General features: G+C 70.2%; 21 protein-coding genes. 8 read left to right on the top strand and 13 right to left on the bottom strand.

From position 1 onward, the window contains the following. The first annotated feature begins 65 nt into the window (after positions 1 to 65). Positions 66 to 524, top strand: a complete 459-nt coding sequence (locus tag HJC40_RS29735) for a potassium channel family protein (protein WP_250006096.1) — start codon at positions 66 to 68, stop codon at positions 522 to 524. Here HJC40_RS29735 and HJC40_RS29740 read toward each other — a convergent pair. From HJC40_RS29740 to HJC40_RS29755, 4 genes are all read right to left on the bottom strand, one after another. Continuing rightward, a complete protein-coding gene (locus HJC40_RS29740) occupies positions 475 to 2,037 on the bottom strand; it encodes an alpha/beta hydrolase (protein ID WP_250006098.1) in 1,563 nt (520 codons plus the stop codon). The two genes, HJC40_RS29735 and HJC40_RS29740, sit on opposite strands and share 50 nt — an antisense overlap. 213 nt (positions 2,038 to 2,250) lie before the next feature. Continuing rightward, positions 2,251 to 3,318 carry an ATP-dependent DNA ligase gene (locus HJC40_RS29745; RefSeq protein WP_250006100.1) on the bottom strand — a complete coding sequence of 356 codons (1,068 nt, stop codon included), beginning with the start codon at positions 3,316 to 3,318 and terminating at the stop codon, positions 2,251 to 2,253. Positions 3,319 to 3,336: 18 nt separating this feature from the next. Beyond that, a complete protein-coding gene (locus tag HJC40_RS29750) occupies positions 3,337 to 3,741 on the bottom strand; it encodes a hypothetical protein (RefSeq protein WP_250006102.1) in 405 nt (134 codons plus the stop codon). Positions 3,742 to 4,223: 482 nt separating this feature from the next. Then, the gene (locus tag HJC40_RS29755) at positions 4,224 to 4,634 is read right to left on the bottom strand and encodes a hypothetical protein (protein ID WP_250006104.1); all 411 of its coding nucleotides are present in this window, start codon (positions 4,632 to 4,634) and stop codon (positions 4,224 to 4,226) included. 133 nt (positions 4,635 to 4,767) lie between these two features. Between HJC40_RS29755 and HJC40_RS29760 the strand changes: the two genes are divergently transcribed. From HJC40_RS29760 to HJC40_RS29780, 5 genes are all read left to right on the top strand, one after another. Then, positions 4,768 to 5,076 carry a hypothetical protein gene (locus HJC40_RS29760; RefSeq protein ID WP_250006106.1) on the top strand — a complete coding sequence of 103 codons (309 nt, stop codon included), beginning with the start codon at positions 4,768 to 4,770 and terminating at the stop codon, positions 5,074 to 5,076. Between the two features lie 77 nt (positions 5,077 to 5,153). Continuing rightward, positions 5,154 to 5,576: a hypothetical protein gene (locus tag HJC40_RS29765; protein ID WP_250006108.1), complete on the top strand. Its 423-nt coding sequence runs from the start codon at positions 5,154 to 5,156 to the stop codon at positions 5,574 to 5,576. 1,462 nt (positions 5,577 to 7,038) lie between these two features. Continuing rightward, complete coding sequence (locus HJC40_RS29770) at positions 7,039 to 7,590, top strand: hypothetical protein (RefSeq protein ID WP_250006110.1); 552 nt, start codon at positions 7,039 to 7,041, stop codon at positions 7,588 to 7,590. A 192-nt stretch (positions 7,591 to 7,782) separates the two neighbouring features. Beyond that, complete coding sequence (locus tag HJC40_RS29775; RefSeq protein ID WP_250006112.1) at positions 7,783 to 8,505, top strand: HipA family kinase; 723 nt, start codon at positions 7,783 to 7,785, stop codon at positions 8,503 to 8,505. Next, entirely contained in the window at positions 8,502 to 8,870 is a 369-nt protein-coding gene (locus HJC40_RS29780) for a DUF3037 domain-containing protein (protein ID WP_250006114.1), read from the top strand. The genes HJC40_RS29775 and HJC40_RS29780 overlap by 4 nt, the downstream gene beginning before the upstream one ends. Positions 8,871 to 9,046: 176 nt before the next feature. On the opposite strand, the gene HJC40_RS29785 is transcribed toward HJC40_RS29780, so the two are convergent. The 6 genes from HJC40_RS29785 to HJC40_RS29810 form a co-directional block, all read right to left on the bottom strand. Further along, the gene (locus HJC40_RS29785; RefSeq protein WP_250006116.1) at positions 9,047 to 10,207 is read right to left on the bottom strand and encodes a glycosyltransferase; all 1,161 of its coding nucleotides are present in this window, start codon (positions 10,205 to 10,207) and stop codon (positions 9,047 to 9,049) included. A 78-nt stretch (positions 10,208 to 10,285) separates the two neighbouring features. Then, entirely contained in the window at positions 10,286 to 10,768 is a 483-nt protein-coding gene (locus tag HJC40_RS29790) for a dihydrofolate reductase (RefSeq protein WP_250006118.1), read from the bottom strand. Continuing rightward, positions 10,765 to 11,565, bottom strand: coding sequence for a thymidylate synthase (locus tag HJC40_RS29795; RefSeq protein ID WP_250006120.1), 801 nt, complete (start codon positions 11,563 to 11,565; stop codon positions 10,765 to 10,767). Before HJC40_RS29795 ends, HJC40_RS29790 begins: the two co-directional genes overlap by 4 nt. Positions 11,566 to 11,703: 138 nt before the next feature. Beyond that, the gene (locus HJC40_RS29800) at positions 11,704 to 11,949 is read right to left on the bottom strand and encodes a hypothetical protein (RefSeq protein WP_250006122.1); all 246 of its coding nucleotides are present in this window, start codon (positions 11,947 to 11,949) and stop codon (positions 11,704 to 11,706) included. A gap of 29 nt (positions 11,950 to 11,978) precedes the next feature. Beyond that, the gene (gene wrbA / locus HJC40_RS29805) at positions 11,979 to 12,587 is read right to left on the bottom strand and encodes an NAD(P)H:quinone oxidoreductase (protein WP_250006124.1); all 609 of its coding nucleotides are present in this window, start codon (positions 12,585 to 12,587) and stop codon (positions 11,979 to 11,981) included. A gap of 67 nt (positions 12,588 to 12,654) precedes the next feature. Next, positions 12,655 to 12,930: an isoamylase early set domain-containing protein gene (locus tag HJC40_RS29810; protein ID WP_250006126.1), complete on the bottom strand. Its 276-nt coding sequence runs from the start codon at positions 12,928 to 12,930 to the stop codon at positions 12,655 to 12,657. 81 nt (positions 12,931 to 13,011) lie between these two features. On the opposite strand from HJC40_RS29810, the gene HJC40_RS29815 reads away from it, so the two are divergent. Beyond that, a complete protein-coding gene (locus tag HJC40_RS29815; RefSeq protein ID WP_250006128.1) occupies positions 13,012 to 13,461 on the top strand; it encodes a GNAT family N-acetyltransferase in 450 nt (149 codons plus the stop codon). Positions 13,462 to 13,643: 182 nt separating this feature from the next. Here the strand turns inward: HJC40_RS29815 and HJC40_RS29820 are convergent, their stop codons facing one another. Further along, a complete protein-coding gene (locus HJC40_RS29820; RefSeq protein WP_250006129.1) occupies positions 13,644 to 14,252 on the bottom strand; it encodes a TetR/AcrR family transcriptional regulator in 609 nt (202 codons plus the stop codon). 67 nt (positions 14,253 to 14,319) lie between these two features. Between HJC40_RS29820 and HJC40_RS29825 the strand changes: the two genes are divergently transcribed. Beyond that, entirely contained in the window at positions 14,320 to 14,727 is a 408-nt protein-coding gene (locus HJC40_RS29825) for a RidA family protein (RefSeq protein WP_250006132.1), read from the top strand. A 40-nt stretch (positions 14,728 to 14,767) separates the two neighbouring features. Here HJC40_RS29825 and hemQ read toward each other — a convergent pair whose 3' ends face one another. Together hemQ and HJC40_RS29835 are read right to left on the bottom strand one after the other, a co-directional pair. After that, on the bottom strand, positions 14,768 to 15,472 hold the full coding sequence (hemQ, locus tag HJC40_RS29830; protein ID WP_250006134.1) for a hydrogen peroxide-dependent heme synthase: 705 nt from the start codon (positions 15,470 to 15,472) through the stop codon (positions 14,768 to 14,770). Beyond that, positions 15,469 to 16,866: an FAD-dependent oxidoreductase gene (locus tag HJC40_RS29835; protein ID WP_284043935.1), complete on the bottom strand. Its 1,398-nt coding sequence runs from the start codon at positions 16,864 to 16,866 to the stop codon at positions 15,469 to 15,471. Before HJC40_RS29835 ends, hemQ begins: the two co-directional genes overlap by 4 nt. Between the last annotated feature and the right edge of the window lie 195 nt (positions 16,867 to 17,061).

Below are 17,061 nucleotides of genomic sequence, written 5' to 3' on the forward strand. Positions count from 1 at the left end.
CATCGTCGGGGAATTCTGTCCGAGAGGACCTACGCCGGGGAGCGCGGCTCAGGCACCATGTCGCCATGAAGGAGCTGTTCAAGCCGTTCTACCGGGTGTACCGCGGGATCGTGTGGCTGGCCAACTCGCCCGGCACGCTGATCCTCGCGTACGCCATCCTCATCGTCGTCTGTGGCGTGCTCTACCACTTCTTCGAGAAGGAACAGTCGATCGGCGACGCGATCTGGTGGGCCGTCGTGACGGCGTCGACCGTCGGGTACGGCGACATCTCACCCGAGACGTGGCAGGCCCGGGTGCTGGCCGGCGTGCTGATCTCGATCATGGTGCTGGTGGTCATTCCGTTGATCACCGCGCACTTCGCCAGCAAGCTGATCGTCGACTCGGACGCGTTCCACCACGAGGAGCAGGAGGAGCTCAAGGCCAACCTGCGCCAGGTGCGCGCCCTGCTGGAGGCCATGGCCGAGCGCGACGGCATCACTTTGCCGGACAGCGCAGCCCCTCCTGCGGCACCTTCAGATCGATGAGGTAACCGTCGACCGCCTTCACGATGCAGGACGTGCTCGGGTAGGCCGTGTGGCCCTCACCCTCCCAGGTCAGCACCTGCCCGACGCCCAGCATCGAGGCCAGGTCGGCCGTGTTCTCGTACGGCGTGGCCGGGTCGCCGGTCGTGCCGACCACCACGATCGGCGGCGCGCCGGAGGCCGCCCCGGCCGGGTAGGGGTCGCGCTGGCCGGGCCACACCGCGCAGGGCAGCATGCCGATCGCGAGCGCCGCCCCGAACAACGGATATTTCTGGCGCCACTCGCCCTGCAGCCGGCGCACCTCGTCGATCGATGGCGCGTCCTCGGTGTCGGCGCAGTTGACCGCCAGGTTGGCGTCGAACAGGTTGCTGTAGGTGCCGTCGGGCTTGCGCTCGGCGTATTGGTCGGCCAGCACGAACACGCCCTTGGCGTTGCCCTGCCGGAGCTCGGCGATCGCGTCGGCCAGCTTGGCCCAGCCCGACTCCGTGTAGAGCGACGAGATGACCGCCGTGAAGATCCAGCCCTGGGTCGCCTTGCGCCCGTCCGTGCCCGCGACCGGCTTGGTGGCCGCGGCCGTGAGCGCGTCGGTCACCGCCTTGCGGGCGTCGGCCGCGATCGGGCACTTGTCGGTCGTCGCCTTGCACCAGTTGGTGAAGTTGGTGAACGCCCGCTCGAAGCCCTTGGCCTGCGTCTCGGAACCCTCGACGAAGTTCTGCTTGGGGTCGACCGCGCCGTCGAGCACCATCGCCCGCACCTTGGTCGGGAAGAGCTGGGCGTAGGTGGCGCCGAGCAGCGTGCCGTAGGAGTAGCCGAGGTAGCTCATCTTGTCGTCACCGACGGCCTCGCGCAGCGAATCCATGTCGTGCGCGGCCTGCTCGGTCGAGAACAACGGCAGCTGGTCGCCGTACTTGGCGCCGCAGTCGCTCGCGACCTTCTTGTTGAGCGCGACGAGCTTGTCGAACTCGGCCTGGCTCGTCGGGTCGGGCGGGGCGCTGAAGCTCTGGTCCTGGTCGGTGGGCGAGATGCACTTGACCGGGTCGGAACGACCGACGCCGCGGGGGTCGAACCCGATGATGTCGAACTTGTTGGTGATCTCGGTGGGCAGACCACCGAACGCCTCGCCGAACGACAAGTAGACCGCGGTCTCGACGCCGGAGCCACCCGGACCGCCCGGGTTGAGCAGCAGCGAGCCGATGCGGCCCTGCTGCTTGGACGACCGGATGCGGATCATGGCGATCGAGTAGGTCTCGCCGTTGTTCTGATCTTTCCAGTCGCGCGGCACGCTGACCTTGGCACAGTCGTAGGTCATGCCGGGCGCGCTCTGACCGACGAGCTGCTGCGGCACCTCAGGGCAGGGACGCCAGTCGGCGGTGCCGCTCGCGGCCGGGGCGCCCGAGGACGTCACCGGGCCGGCCTCGCTCGACCCGTTGGGCGCGAACGCAGGCACAGTGCACCCGGCTGCGACGGTCAGGACCGCGGCGAGGACGGCGATCACCGAGCGGGAGCGACGCTGCACGTTGCTGACCTTTCGACGGCGGGTTGCTTCGGAAAGGCTAACCGGTCCGTCTGACAAGACTCTGTCAGCGGCCGATCCGGCGGACCGTCCGCGACGGCTCAGCGGCCGGCCCGCCGCCGGCTCAGCGGCCGGCCCGCCGCCGGCTCAGCGGCCGGCCCGCCGCCGGCTCAGCGGCTGGTCCGCCGTCGGCTCAGCGGCTGGTCCGCCGTCGGCTCAGCGGCTGGTCAGGACCTCGGCCAGGTTGAACTGCACCGGGCGTTCCAGCTGCTCGTAGGTGCAGGTGTGCGGGTCGCGGTCGGGCCGCCACCGCTCGAACTGGGCGGTGTGCCGGAACCGCAGACCCTCCATGTAGTCGTAGCGGACCTCGACCACACGCTCCGGCCGCAGCGGCGTGAACGACAGGTCCTTGCCGTTGTTCCACCGGCTGACCTCGTTCTTGCGCGGGGTGCGCTCGCCCTCGAGGTGGGCGGCCCAGTTCCACGGGTGGCCCTCGAACTCGGTGACCAGCGGCTGCAGCTCGGCGAAGAGCTCCTCCCGTACGGCGATCGGGAACGCCCCGATGACCCCGACCGACACCAGCACGTCGCGCTCGTCGTAGAGCCCGAGCAGCAGCGAGCCGATCCGATCGTCGGCGGACTTGTGCACCCGGTAGCCGGCCACCACGCAGTCGGCCGTGCGCTTGTGCTTGATCTTGGTCATGACCCGCTTGTCGGGCTGGTACAGAAGCTCCCGCTGCTTGGCGATGAGCCCGTCGAGCCCAGCCCCCTCGAACTCGGCGAACCACCGGGTGGCCGTCTCGAGATCATCGGTCGCCGGAGTCACGTAGACCGGGGGCTTGGCCTCCTTGAGCACCTCGAGCAGGCGCGCACGACGCTCGCCGAACGGCACCTCGGTCAGATCCTCGTCGCCGATCGCCAGCAGGTCGAAGGCCACGAAACTGGCCGGCGTCTGCTCGCTGAGCAGCTTGACCCGGCTCGCGGCGGGGTGGATACGCTGCTGGAGAGCCTCGAAGTCGAGGCTGTTACGCGCGGTGTCGGCCACGATGACCTCACCGTCGATCACCACCCGCTCGGGGAAATTGGCCAGCACGGCCTCGACGACCTCGGGGAAGTAGCGCGTCATCGGCTTCTCGTTGCGGCTGCCGATCTCCACCTCGTCGCCGTCCCGGAAGATGATCGACCGGAACCCGTCCCACTTGGGCTCGTAGACCTGCCCCGGCGGGATCTCGGCGACGGGCTTGGCGAGCATCGGCTTGACCGGCGGGTTGATCGGCAGTTCCATGCCGCCAGTCTGCCAACATCAGCCCCCTCCGGGTGCCCCCAAGCCGCCGATTACGCCGATCGTCTCCCGGCTGACCGGACAGACCCAGTACGCCTCGCCACCCCGCTCCTCGGCGGCCGCCGGATGGGTGGCCGGATGCCGCGGGCACCGGGGCCAGTTGGTCGGCCGCCCCAGCCGCCACAACGCCTCGACCGCGAACTCCTGAACCTGATCAGCGACGAACGCGACCTGAACAGCCCGAGGCCGCCGCAACTCGACCCGCACCCCCATGCCCGAGCCGTCCGTGTCCCAGAGCATCGCCCCCGCACTCCTCAGCGGGATGTCGGCGGCCCAGTCGCTCTCCTCGACCCGCACCCGGACGCCATCCGGCCCGTCAAGGTCACGCAGAACGGGTGCCAGAGCAGCACGCAACTCAGAGTTCACCCCCCAAGTCTCCCCGCCCCACGCCACCCGCACCGTCCCCCCGGCCTTGCCACCGCGGCCCCACCGTCCGCCCACCGCGTGCCGTCACCCGCCCGAAGCCCACCAGACCGCCAGCTGCATCAGGCTCGAACGCCGAGGCGGCGTCGGCGAACCGCCGGGAGCCCGCGGCAAACCACAACGCCACACGGTCAGCGATAACCGAGACAAGTACGCCGAGGCAGCCGTTTCCTTGACAAACCAAATTGCCACCGGCCCGACCAATCAGCGTGTCAGCGACGCCCACTGAAGACAATGACCGCACTTGCGTCTTAGAGGTGCAATTCGAAAGCCACAAACGAACCAACACTCCACCATAACTAAATAATGATAGAGCAGATCATTCGCAGCCCCTAGTCACCACTCGGCGGCATTGCTCGGCACGCAGTTACAGCTTTTCAAAAGCATGTCTGCTTTCCACTGTGAGAAGTCTCGCAGTTCGCCATTTAGGCATAGCGCGCGAAGAACGGCACCGCAACAGCACCAAGACAAACATGCAGCGCCCTGTCGCGGGCACGGCAGCACTTTTTCACCGACCACCGCGAACCGTTGGCGAACGCCGCGACGGCAGAGACCGAGACCACGGCGACGGCAATGAGGACCAGGACGACGTAACTGACGACCACGGGAGTGGCGCCGGCCGCGTAGACAGGACGGCCAACGAACGACAGCGACGACTGAAGCCGTAACGGCGAAGGCGACCGCGACAGCGACGACGAGGCCCACAGCGACGGCAACGAAAACCGGCGCGACCGCAACGAAGCCCAAGCCAACAGCGACCGCGACGCCCACAGCAACGGCGGCAACGCCTGCGACCGGAACCGCAACGGTGGCAACGACGACGGCAACGCCTGCAACCGCGACGGGTGGCGGCGACCGCGACCACAACGGTGGTAACGACCGCGGCGGCGACGACGGCAACGACGACCGCAACGCCCGCGACGGCGACCGCGACGGCAGCGACGGCAGCGACCGCCCGCGACGGTGGCGGTGGCGGTGGCGGTGGCTGCGGCGGCAACGCCCGCGACGGCAGCGACGCCCGCGACGGCGACCGCGATGGTGGCGGCAACGCCCGCGACGATGGCGACGGCAGCGACGCCCGCGACGGAGACCGCGACCGCGATGGTGGCGGCGGTGGAGGTGGAGGTAACGGCCGCGACGGCGGCGACGGCGACCGCGACGGTGGCGGTGGCGGTGGCGGTGGCGGCGACCGCGACGGTGGCGGTGGCGGTGGCGGCGACCGCGACGGTGGCGGTGGCGGTGGCGGTGGCGGTGGCGGTGGAACGACCGCGGCGGTGACGGTAGCGACGGGAACGCCGGCGATGGCGACGACCGCAACGGTGGTAACGACCGCGACGGCCGCGACGGCGACGGCAATGCCCGCGACGGCGACCGCGACCGGCGGTAACGACCGTGGCGCCGACGACGACGACAACGCCTGCGACTGCGACTGCGACTGCGACTGCGACTGCGACTGCGACTGCGACTGCGACTGCGACTGCGACTGCGACTGCGACGGCCCTGGCAACGACGACAACGACAACGACAACGACAACGCCCTCGGCGACGACGACGGCGACGCCTGCGACGGCGGGGCGAACCGGGATTCCGGACCTGACGACCGGGAACGGGTCCACAGCGAAGGCGACGGCGGACCTGGCGCCGACCACAGCACTCGAAGCGGCAAGGCATCACAGGATGCCGCATCCGAGGTCCCACCGGATCTCCACCCGTCGGTGCCACCGCCCACCGTCGCGGTCGCCCGAGTCCAGTCTGACCCGGACGGCGATCGGAGCTGAAGCGACGGAACGGAACGGATCGGTGGCGGGAACTGCGCTGAAGACAAGATCCCGGGTTTCGCCACGGACCGCGATGACAGCGGCGACCCGGACCGTATGGGGTTGCGAGTCCGTTGCGCCGTGCGGGCCGATGACGGAATCGGCACGGGGGAAGGCGATGGCGCAACCGCAGAGTGCGACGGCGACGGCGACGGCGACGTGGGAATCTGCGGGTTCGCCGACGGGACGTTGGGCCGCGCCGCGTCGGGCGACTGCAGTGGTGGGGACTGGGCAACCGCGCCCCGCAGCCGGCTGAGTTTTTCGGCGTGTCGTTGTGTCAATCCCCAGGCACGATGGCGGGCGTGTTCCTGACGAAACTTCTCTCGCTCCGGTGAATAACGGGGTGACCGCGTCCGGTCGCGCATTACTGCCAATTGGGCCGAGGTAAACAATTGCAGCTGTCGCACCACCCAATTATCCCGCTCCACCGGGCCCACTCCAGCATTCGATCATGCCAAATTCAAACGTATGTACGAGAAGAAGAAGAGCCCGTGGCGGACTGGTGGTATCCGGTTGAGCGAAACACACCACAACGCCGGAATCTCGATTTACCTCGGCCGGCGCCTTCCATGAGATGGGTGCAATTGTCAGGAGATGATAGAGCTGCCCGCGCGAGCCGATCGTCGACTGTTCTCCGCCTCCAAATTATGAACCGGGCTACGCTTTCGGGTTCGACCTAAGGACCGGTCGTGGCGGCGCAGGAGCCGAGTAGCTGCCCGATCCCCTCCGGCGCCAAAGCCGAACTACGGGTCAACGGCAACACCTCAGCGGAGAGCAGAAACAGACGGCGGTGCCCGACCGACAAACGGCAGCGCCCGAGAGACGGCGGTGCCCGACCGACAAACGGCAGCGCCCGAGAGACGGCGGTGCCCGACCGACAAACGGCAGCGCCCGAGAGACGGCGGTGCCCGACCGACAAACGGCAGCGCCCGAGAGACGGCGGTGCCCGACCGACAAACGGCAGCGCCCGAGAGACGGCGGTGCCCGACCGACAAACGGCGGTGCCCGACCGACGGCGGTCATCGACCCGGCACAGGCCGTGAGGAAGCGCCTCGGTGCTGGTCGATGCGCCGCCGGCATACGACGCCTTGACTTCGACGCCGCAGTCCAACTGGACAACCACTAAGTAGACAGCACACCCGTAGTCGCCTCACTCAGGAATGAGCGCGACCCGGCGGACGGGAACCGCGTCGCACAGCGACGAGCGATCGACCGTAGTGCCCGTTTTCTCCAGCGATGTGCTCGGCCGCCCGAGTCTTCCCGGCGATGTCATCGGCCCGCCCGAGCCGATCCTGGCCGGTCGCGGAGCGCGGCGAGTTGGCGGCCATGTTCGTCCTGACCGAGCTATGCCTTGCATCTAGGGTGGCCACTCGCAGCTGAAACGGTGTAAGCATGTAATCAAGCAAGCTGCTGGGGAGGAAACATGCGTATTCGCACCGCACCGCTGGGACGTGTCGAGCCGCCTAACGCCGATGACGCCGCCGCGTGGGTCACCGGGGCCATTCCGGACGGCTGGTTCACCGAGCGGCCCGAGATCGTCATCGACCGCGACGAGATCATCATCTGGGGGCGCGTGGCCGAGCCCGAGCTGGGTGCCGACGCCACCGAGGCCGACCGGGCCGCTGCCCACGGCGGCCGCATCAACCAGTTCCGGGAGGACACCCGGGACGCCCGCATCCGGGTCGCCCGGCAGATCGAGCACCGCTACCAGCGCAAAGTCGCCTGGGGCATCCGCTGCGGCGACACCAACGAGCTGTTCACCCATCTGTCCGCCCCGGTCATGACGCGGCTGCGCCAGCCCGAGCGGCAGATTCTCGACACGCTGGTCGACGCCGGCGTGGCCCGTTCCCGTTCCGAGGCGCTGGCCTGGTGCGTCAAGCTGGTCGGCCAGCACACCGACCAGTGGCTGTCCGATCTGCGGCAGGCCATGACCAAGGTCGACGAACTCCGCAAGCAGGGGCCCGAGTCCGTCTAGCCGGCCACCTGTGCTCGTGGTGGGGGTCGAGTCGCGGGCCGGTCCAGCCGCCGCCTGGCCGCACGCCGGATTCACCCAGATCCATCTCCGGCATCCGGGCAATTCCGGCGCACGTCCAGGCCCACGTCCAGGCGGCGGCCGGGCCACACCGTAGCCCGGCTCCCACCACGAAACGGACGCTAGTGTTGCGGGGTGCTACGTCAGGTCACCGCGATTCGTTACGTCACTCCGCTGCGTGAGGGTGGCTCGCTGCCCGGCGTGGTCGAGGCGGATGACCTCGGTACGTACGTGGTGAAGTTTCGCGGCGCCGGGCAGGGCCCCCGCGCCCTGGTGGCCGAGGTGATCTCGGGTGAGCTGGCCCGCCGCCTCGGCCTGCCGGTGCCCGAGCTCACCGTCGTCGACCTCGACCCGGTCGTCGCCCGCGCCGAGCCCGACGAGGAGGTCCAAGCGCTGATCAAGGCCAGCGCGGGGGCCAATCTGGGCATGGATTTCCTGCCCGGCGCGCTGGGCTACGACCCCGTCGTACATCCGGTCGACCATGGGCTGGCCTCGCGGGTGATCGCCTTCGACGCGTTCGTGGAGAACGTCGACCGCAGCTGGCGCAACCCCAACCTGCTGGTCTGGCACGGCGACCTGTGGCTGATCGACCACGGCGCGACGCTGTACTTCCATCACAACTGGCCTCGCGCCTCGGCCGTCGTGCACCGTCCGTACAAGTGGGACGACCACGTTCTGAAGCCGTACGCGACCGAGCTGGCCACCGAGGGGCCAGCGCTCGCCGAGCGCCTCACCCCCGCGCTGCTCGAGGAGGTCATCGCCCTCGTGCCGGACGAGTGGCTCGACGAGGGCGACCGCGAGGCCTACCTGGTCCATCTCTCCGCCCGTGCCGAGCGCCCGGAGGCGTGGCTGCCGTGAGAGTCCCGTACGAGTACGCGATCATCCAGGCCGTCCCCCGCATCGAGCGCGGCGAGCTGATCAACGTCGGCGTCGTCCTCTACTGCCAGCGCCGTGACTTCCTGGCCGCCCGCACCGACTTCCGCGAGGACCGCCTGCTGGCCGTCGACCCCGGCGCCGACGTCCCCGCCATCGGCGCCGCACTCACCTCCTGGAACGCCACCTGCGGCGGCGCCGGTGCCGCGGCCGACATCAGCCAGGGCGAACGGTTCCGCTGGCTCGTCGCCCCGCGCAGCACCGTCCTGCGCGCCGGCCCCGTCCACATGGGCCTGGCCGTTGACCCCTCCGAAGAGCTGGACCGCCTCGTCAAACTGCTGGTCAGCTGACTTACGGCGCCAATGGTCGCGCTCACCATCGACACTGCCGAGGCGGACCCGCGACCCGCAAACAAACCGTGAGCTGCAGGGGCAGGCCGGCCGGCCGCGAGACAGATCGCGAACCGCAGGTAGAGCCGCCACCCAAGAGAGTGAAGCTCGAGGTGGGGTAAGGCTGGGCTCGAAGCCTAAGTGATCGATCCTGCAGCTGGGGCCGACCTCGCAGCGGGGAAGGCAGACTCTCCATCCGGAGACACGGTGCCTGCGGCCAAGAACGCGGCGTCGGCGGTTGAGGACGCAGCACCCAAGGCTGGAGAAGCTGCGCCCCCTGAGGACGTGGCGCCCACGGCAATGGACGGCGCGTCTGCGGCTGGGGTGACAGTTTCCAAGGTGGGAGGAACGGCCCGCGCGGCTGGATCGGCGGTGTCGACGGCGACCAGATAGGGCGGCCGCTGCTGCGTAGCCATGTAGATGCGGCCGACGTACTCCCCCAGCAGCCCCAGGCAGATCAGCTGGATGCCGCCCAGCAGCAGCACCGCGATGTAGAGCGACGTCCACCCCGGCACCACGCCGCCGCTCCCCCAGGCGACCAGCGCCGACACGATCAGCCCCACGCAGAGGACGAAGCTGAGCAGCCCCAGCCAGGTCGCGATGCGCAACGGCGCCGCCGAGAAGCCGGTCACGCTGTCGAACGTCAGCCGGATCATGCGGGAGAGCGGGTATTTCGTCCGGCCCGCGACCCGCTCCTGGCGCGTGTAGGCGACCTCGGCCCCGGCGAAGCCCAGCGACGGCACCACCAGCCGGTACACCGGGCGGGGCTCGGGCAGCTCGTTGAGGACGTCGACGACCGTCCGGCTCATCAGCCGGAAGTCACCCGCCTGGTCGCTGACCCACGGACCGACGAGCCGGCGCATCATCCAGTAGTAGACGCCCGCGGTGTTGCGCTTGAACGCCGTGTCGGTGCTGCGGTCGCTGCGGACCCCGTAGACCACGTCGACCGTCTCGCGCCGGGCCGTCGCCAGCATCTCGCCGATCACCTCGGGCGGGTCCTGCAGGTCGGCGTCGATGCTGACCACGTAGTCGCCGTGGGCACTGCGCAGCCCGGCCCTCAGCGCGGTCTGGTGGCCGACGTTGCGGCGCAGCGAGACGACGCGCAGCTGGGGCCAGTCGGCCCGCACCTGCAGGAGGCGGGAGACGGTGGCATCGCTGCTGCCGTCGTCGATCGCGATCACCTCGTACGTGTCGCCGAGCCCGTCCAGGACCGGCCGCAACCGGGCGACGAAGTGGTCGACCACCTCGCGCTCGTTGTACATCGGGGTGATCACCGACAGCGTCACCGAAGGTGGCATGGGTGACCTCCTTCCGAGCCGGCCAGGCCGGGCGTCCGATCGTCCCTCAATCATGAGGGCGATTCGACTCCGGCGAGGCTAGTCCGCGCGGCGAACCAGTTCCTCGACGATGTACCGCAGTCCGCTCCGGGAAGTCTGCCAGCCGGACGACGACGTGACGACCCACTGATCGGGGAGCACCGGCGCGTAGGTGTCGCCGTCGACGTCCAATTCGATGCGCGTACGGAGGATGTGCTCGGCCACCGGCAGGAACGCGCGATAGACCGCTTCGCCGCCCATCACCCACACCTCGCCGGACAGATCCACCTCGCCGACCGCGTGGACCACCTCGGCGCCCGGGGCCGACCACGACGGGTCGCGGGTGAGCACCACGTTGCGCCGGCCCGGCAACGGGCGGAACCGCTCGGGCAGCGAGTCCCAGGTCGCGCGGCCCATCACGACGGTCGCGCCGGTCGTCCGCTCGCGGAACATCGTCTGGTCCTCGGGCAGCCGCCACGGGATCTCGTTCTTCGCGCCGATGACCCGGTCACGGGCCTCGGCCCAGATGAGGTGGAGCGTCATACGGCGACGGGGGCGCGCAGCGCCGGGTGGTGCTTGTAGTCGACGACGCTGAAGTCCTCGTACTTGTAGTCGAACAGCGACGCCGCCGGGGCGATCTCGAGCCGCGGGAACTCGTACGCCTCCCGGGAGAGCTGCTCCTGCACCTGCTCGACGTGGTTGTTGTAGATGTGGCAGTCGCCACCGACCCAGATGAAGTCACCCGGCACCAGGCCGACCTGGTCGGCCACCATGCGGGTGAGCAGCGCGTAGCTGGCGATGTTGAACGGCACGCCCAGGAAGAGGTCGGCGCTGCGCTGGTAGAGCTGGCACGAGAGCCGGCCGTCGGCCACGTAGAACTGGAACATCGCGTGGCAGGGCGCGAGCGCCATCTCGGGCAGGTCGGAGACGTTCCAAGCCGAAACGATCATGCGGCGCGAGTCGGGGTCGCGGCGCAGTGTGTCGAGGATGCCGCTGATCTGGTCGACGTGGCCGCCGTCGGGCGTGGGCCAGGAGCGCCACTGCACGCCGTAGACCGGCCCGAGCTCGCCGGCCGGGGACGCCCACTCGTCCCAGATCGTCACGCCCTGCTCGCGCAGCCAGCTGACGTTGCTCTCACCGCGCAGGAACCAGAGCAGCTCGACCGCGACGGACTTGAAGTGCACCCGCTTCGTGGTGATCAGCGGAAAGCCGGCCGACAGGTCGTATCGCAGGCGCTCGCCGAAGAGACTGACCGTGCCGGTGCCGGTGCGGTCGCTCTTGGGGGTGCCGGTGTTCAGGACCCTTCGCAGCAGGTCCTCGTACTGGGTGTCGACGGGCATGCCGCCAAACTACCCGCCGCGCGCCCCGGCCCGGCACAGCGGCGGGCCGAGTCGCGCGGCGTGCCCGGTATGCGGCCGGCAACCGGGCACCGTCGGCGCCCCCAGGTGGCTGGGGCGCCGGGCGGTCGACCCAGCTTGTCAGCCCGCCCAGGACTCCGACATCTGGGGGATCTGCTGGTTGAGTGCCTGCAGATCATGCTGCTGCCCGTTGGCGCCGGCGCCGGCGATGAAGCCCAGCTCGACACCGATCTGCTGCCAGCGCTCGTAGAGCACCTGGTCCTGCAGCAGGGCGCGGACGTCCTGGTGCGCCGAGCGCAGCTCTTCGAGGGCTGCCTCGTAGCGCGCGACCCGCGTATGCAGGTCCAAAGTCTCGTACGTGGTCATGCAGTCAGGTTAGCGAAAGATGAGTAGTTTTATTCGCTTTTCAGCTTGCCTGCGATGCGGATGATGCGCTGCACCATATGGTCCAGGGCGACCAGCTCGGCGTCGGTGATCGGAGCGTCGCCGTTCGGGCCGGTCACATGCGAGACCCCGTACGGGTTGCCGTCGACGAACTTGAGCGGGTCGGTGTAACCGGGCGCCACGACGATGCCGCCGAAGTGGTGGATCGTGTTGTAGAGCGCCAGCAGCGTCGACTCCTGGCCGCCGTGCGCGGTCTGGGTCGCGGTGAAGCCCGCGTACGCCTTGTCGGCCAGCTGGCCCTGCGCCCACTGCGGGCCCAGCGTGTCGAGGAACTGCTTGAGCTGGCTGGCGATGTTGCCGTACCGGGTGGGCGAGCCGAAGAGCACGGCGTCGGCCCAGACCACGTCGTCGGCGGTCGCCTTGGGCTCGTCCTTGGTGCGGTCGAAGTGCTGGCTCCATGCGGCGTTGGAGGCGATGGCCTCCTGCGGCGCGAGCTCGGCCACCTGCCGCAGGCGCACCTCGGCGCCGGACTTCTGCGCCGTCTCGTACAGGCGCTCGGCCATCTTGTGGAGCGTCCCGGTGGACGAGTAGTAGATGATCGACAGTTTGACGTCGGCCATGACGGTCCCCTTCCTCGAAATCTGCTTGATGAGTCAAGCAAATCCCCGGCAGGGCGGGGCCGAAACGCTAAACCCGGAGTTCGCCGCCGTGCGGTCCCACCCCGTCGGCGGTCTCGTCGTCGAACCACACGCCGTCGGCACCGAGGTACCGGAACCGGTAATGGCCCGCCGGGACGGTGACGCTGACCGTACGGGTGCCGTCGCGGCGCGGCTTGAGCTCGTGCCGGCCGGGTTCCCAGTCGTTGAACGTGCCGACCACGCTCACCGGGCCGGTCGGATGGTCGACCGGCAGGCAGAACGTCACCTTCGTCTTGTTGCCGAAGAGTCGGTTCCTCTTGATCATCACGGCCTCCACAGCTCGGGCTTTCATCTCTACAACGGCCCGCGCCGATACGGGTGACGCCGCGCCGCATACGATTTCGGCATGCATCCGGCGCCCACCGACGAACTGCGGACCGCGACCTTCCGCGACCTCGACACGACGACTCTCTACGCGATCCTCAAGCTGCGGGCCGACGTCTTCGTGGTCGAGCAGGAGTGCGCCTACGGCGACCTCGACGGCCGCGACGACGAGCCCGGGACCCGCCACCTGTGGTTCAGCCGGGACGGCGAGATCCGCGCCTACGTCCGCATCCTGGACGACGGCGAGGCCCAGCGCGTCGGCCGCGTGGTCACCGCCAAGTCCGCCCGCGGCGCCGGCCTGGCCGCCCGGCTCATGACCGAGGCGCTGGCCGTCATCGGCACCCGCCCCAGCGTCCTGGAGGCCCAGGCCCACCTGGCCGGCTTCTACGCCAGGTTCGGCTACACCCGGACAGGCCCGGAGTACCTCGAAGACGGCATCCCCCACATCCCGATGCGCCGCGAAGCCCCGTAGCACTCTGGTGGATCACGTGGGAGCGAGACGAGGTCCCGATCGTGGCCGGCATCGGCCGCAGCCCCGCGTGATCCACCGGATACGCCCCCGGCCGTCATGACGAGCCGGGCAACGCCCTGGCCCCGCTCTGCACGCCTTCGAGCGCAGCCGCTCCACGACACGACCCGCCCTCCGGAACAGCCTCAGCTGATCGACCAGCCCCCGTCGACGGAGTGGCGGCAGGCGGCGGGCTCGTCCCCGCTGCTGACGAACAGGGCGATGAGCAGGCCGGGCCCGTACGCCAGGGCCTCTCGCGGCAGGGGGCCGGAGGTCACCAGCGAGGCCAGGCCGTGCCCGACCGTCCAGGTCTGGGTGGCCAGGGCCGGCGGGTCGATGTCGTCGCGGAACCGTCCGGCCGCCCGAGCCCGCTCGACGGCCCGCACGAGGTGGAGCAGCCCCTCGTCGGCCGCGGCCGGATCCTCGAGATCGAACCCGGCGTCGAACATGACCCGGTAGAGATCGGGGTTGGCCAGGGCGTTCGAGACGTACGCGGCGCCGAGCGCGGTGAGATCGCGCACCGGGTCGGCCGTCGCCGGGACGGTGGCGAGCCGGGCCGTGAGACGGGTGAAGCCCTCCTGCCGCATCGCCCGCCACAACCCGTCCATGCTCCCGAAGTGGGTGTAGACCGCCATCGTCGACATGCCGGTCTCCGCGACGATCGATCGCAGCGTGATCGGCTCACGCGCCCGCAGCATGTGCGCGGCCCGCTCGATCAGCAAAGTCCGGGTCGCCGGATCCTTCGTCCTAGCCATTGACTTAACATAGCATAGCGATGCTATGTTAAGCGTCAGCAACCCAGCCCCGCGACGAGGAGCCACCATGGCAGTAGAGCTGATCAACCCCGACGGACTGCCCAAGCCCGAGGTCTACCGGCAGATGTCGATCGCCACCGGGTCACGCCTGGTCTTCCTGGCCGGGCAGGTGGCCCGTGACGCCGACGGCAACCCGGTCGGCCCGGGCGACCTGGCCGCCCAGACCGAGCAGGCCTACCTGAACATCGGCACGGCGATGGCCGCGGCCGGCGGCTCGTTCGACGACGTGGCCAAGCTGACCGTGCACGTCGTCGACTGGTCGCCCGAGAAGTTCCCGCTGCTCGGCGAGGGGGTCGCCCGGGCCGCCGCCAAGCTCGGCGTCGACCCGGTCAAACCGATCACCCTGCTGAGCGTCGCCGCCCTCGGCGAGCCCGACCTGCTCGTCGAGGTGGAAGCGATCGCCGTCCTCGACTGACCCTCGTCACGGTTACGGCCACGGCTATCGGCTACGCCGGTCAGGGCAGGGTGGCGACGAGTTCGCTGAGCGAGCGGCGGCGGCCCGTGTAGAACGGGACCTCCTCGCGGACGTGCCGCCGGGCGGTCGAGGCGCGCAGGTCACGCATCAGGTCGACGATGCGGTGGAGCTCGTCGGCCTCGAAGGCCAGCATCCACTCGTAGTCGCCCAGCGCGAACGACGCGACCGTGTTGGCCCGCACGTCGGGGTAGCCCCGGGCCATCCGGCCGTGCTCGGCCAGCATGTGGCGGCGCTCCTCGTCGGGCAGCAGATACCACTCGTAGGACCGCACGAACGGGTACACGCAGATGTACGGGCGCGCCTCCTCGCCGGCCAGGAAGGCGGGCAGGTGGCTCTTGTTGAACTCGGCCGGGCGGTGCAGGGCCATCTGCGACCACACCGGGGCCAGGTGCCGGCCCAGAGCCGTCCGGCGGAACAGCGAGTACGCCTCCTGCAGCGCGTCCGGCGAGGCCGAGTGCCACCAGACCAGGACGTCGGCGTCGGCGCGCAGGCCGGACAGGTCGTACGTGCCCCGGACGGTCACGTCCTTGGCCGCCAGCTGCTCGAAGAGCCCGTCCACCTCGGTGGCGAGTTCCTCGCGCAACGCCGGCAGGGGCGTCTCGGCCCGGAACACCGACCACATCGTGTAGCGGATCGTGGCGTTCAGCTCGTTGATCCGTGCTGCGTTCGACTGCTGCTCACTCATAGCGACGCCTCCCATGCCTTGCTCAGGTCTTCGGCGGCGCGTTCGCCGCTCGCGACGCAGGCCGGGATCCCGACCCCGTCGAATGCCGCACCGGCCAGCGCCAGCCCCGGTGGCAGGGCCGCCCGGGCCGCGGTCAGCCGTCCCAGGTGCCCCGGCGTGTACTGCGGAAGCCCGCCGCCCCAGCGCTGCACCCACGAGGCGACCGGCGGCGGCAACTCCCCGCCGAGCAGCTCGCCCAGCTCGCGCCGGGCCCGCTCGGTGAGCACCACGTCGTCGAACTGGAGCCGCTCCTCCTCGCCGGCCCGGCCCAGCGACACCCGCACGATCACCGGGGCGTTCGCGGGCCGAGCCCACTTGCGGGTGACGAAGGTGGCCGCCTTGACCAGCGTGCCCTCGCTCGGCGGGACCAGGAAGCCGCTCAGCTCGGGCAGCGGCGTGCCGGGCGGCAGCGCGAGGGCGACCAGCGCCACGCTCGCGTAGTCGAGCCCGCCGATGGCCTCGGCCGCGACCGGCGCCACGCCCGTGAGCAGCCGGGCCGCGGGCTTGGCCGGCACGGCCAGCACCACGGCGTCGACGTCGTCGGTGCGTGGCATCGGAACCGGGCCCAGCAGCAGTCGCCAGCCGTCGGCGGTGCGGGCCAGCTCGCGTACGGGAAGGCCCAGGCTCACCCTTGCGCCGCTGGCTGTGGCGGCCGCGCCGACCAGGCGGCTCAGCCCGCCGTCGAGCGCGCCGAAGACCGGTTGCCCGGGGACCCGCCGGCTCGCCACCTGGGCCGCGCGGACGGCGGCGCCCAGGGTGTGCTCGACGCGGGCCGTGCGGGCCAGCTGCGGCATGGTGACCTCGAGCGACAGCCGGTCGGCGCGCCCGGCGTAGACGCCGCCGAGCATCGGGTCGACCAGCCGGTCGACGACCTCGGGGCCGTAGCGCTCGCGGACCAGGGCGCCGACCGCGACGTCCGCGCCCTCGGCCAGCAGCGGCCGGCCGTCGTCGGCGTCGTGGCCGGTCTCGGCGTGCGCGAGGTCGCCCAGCCGCGTGGGGTCGGCCGGGACGCCGACCAGGGTGCCGGCCGGCATCGGGGCGAGCCGGCCACCGAAGGCCAGGGCGGCGGGCACCTTGCGCGGGTGCACCAGGGCGCGCTCCAGAGCCAGGCGCCTGACGAGCGCGACGGCGGCCGACTCGGTGCCGTCGGAGCCGGTCATCAGGAACGACTCGGCGCCCCGCTCGACGGTCACCCCGGCCAGCTCGCCCGTGCGCAGCTTGCCGCCGAGGGCGCCGCTCTGCTCGTACACGATGATCTCGGTGTCGGGCGGGGTGAGGTCGCGCAGCCGCAGGGCGGCCGCCAGCCCGGCGATGCCGCCGCCGATGACCGCAACCCGCTTCCGCACGCTCTCCAGCCTTTCAGGTACGGCCCTGTCCGGTACGGCGGGGGTCGCCCGGTGTGAGCTGCGTCCGACCGTTATCTTTCAGTGCGCTTTAGCAAGCACATGATCGATAGTCCTGCCTTGCGGTGGGACGGTCCCGGTCTGACCCGCTGATGCGGTGCCGGGTTCACGCTTCACGGCCACCTGCCCGCGGACGCGGGTCTTCTG

Origin of the sequence: Actinoplanes sp. M2I2 (assembly GCF_023544445.1) — a bacterium.
Taxonomy (GTDB): domain Bacteria; phylum Actinomycetota; class Actinomycetes; order Mycobacteriales; family Micromonosporaceae; genus Actinoplanes.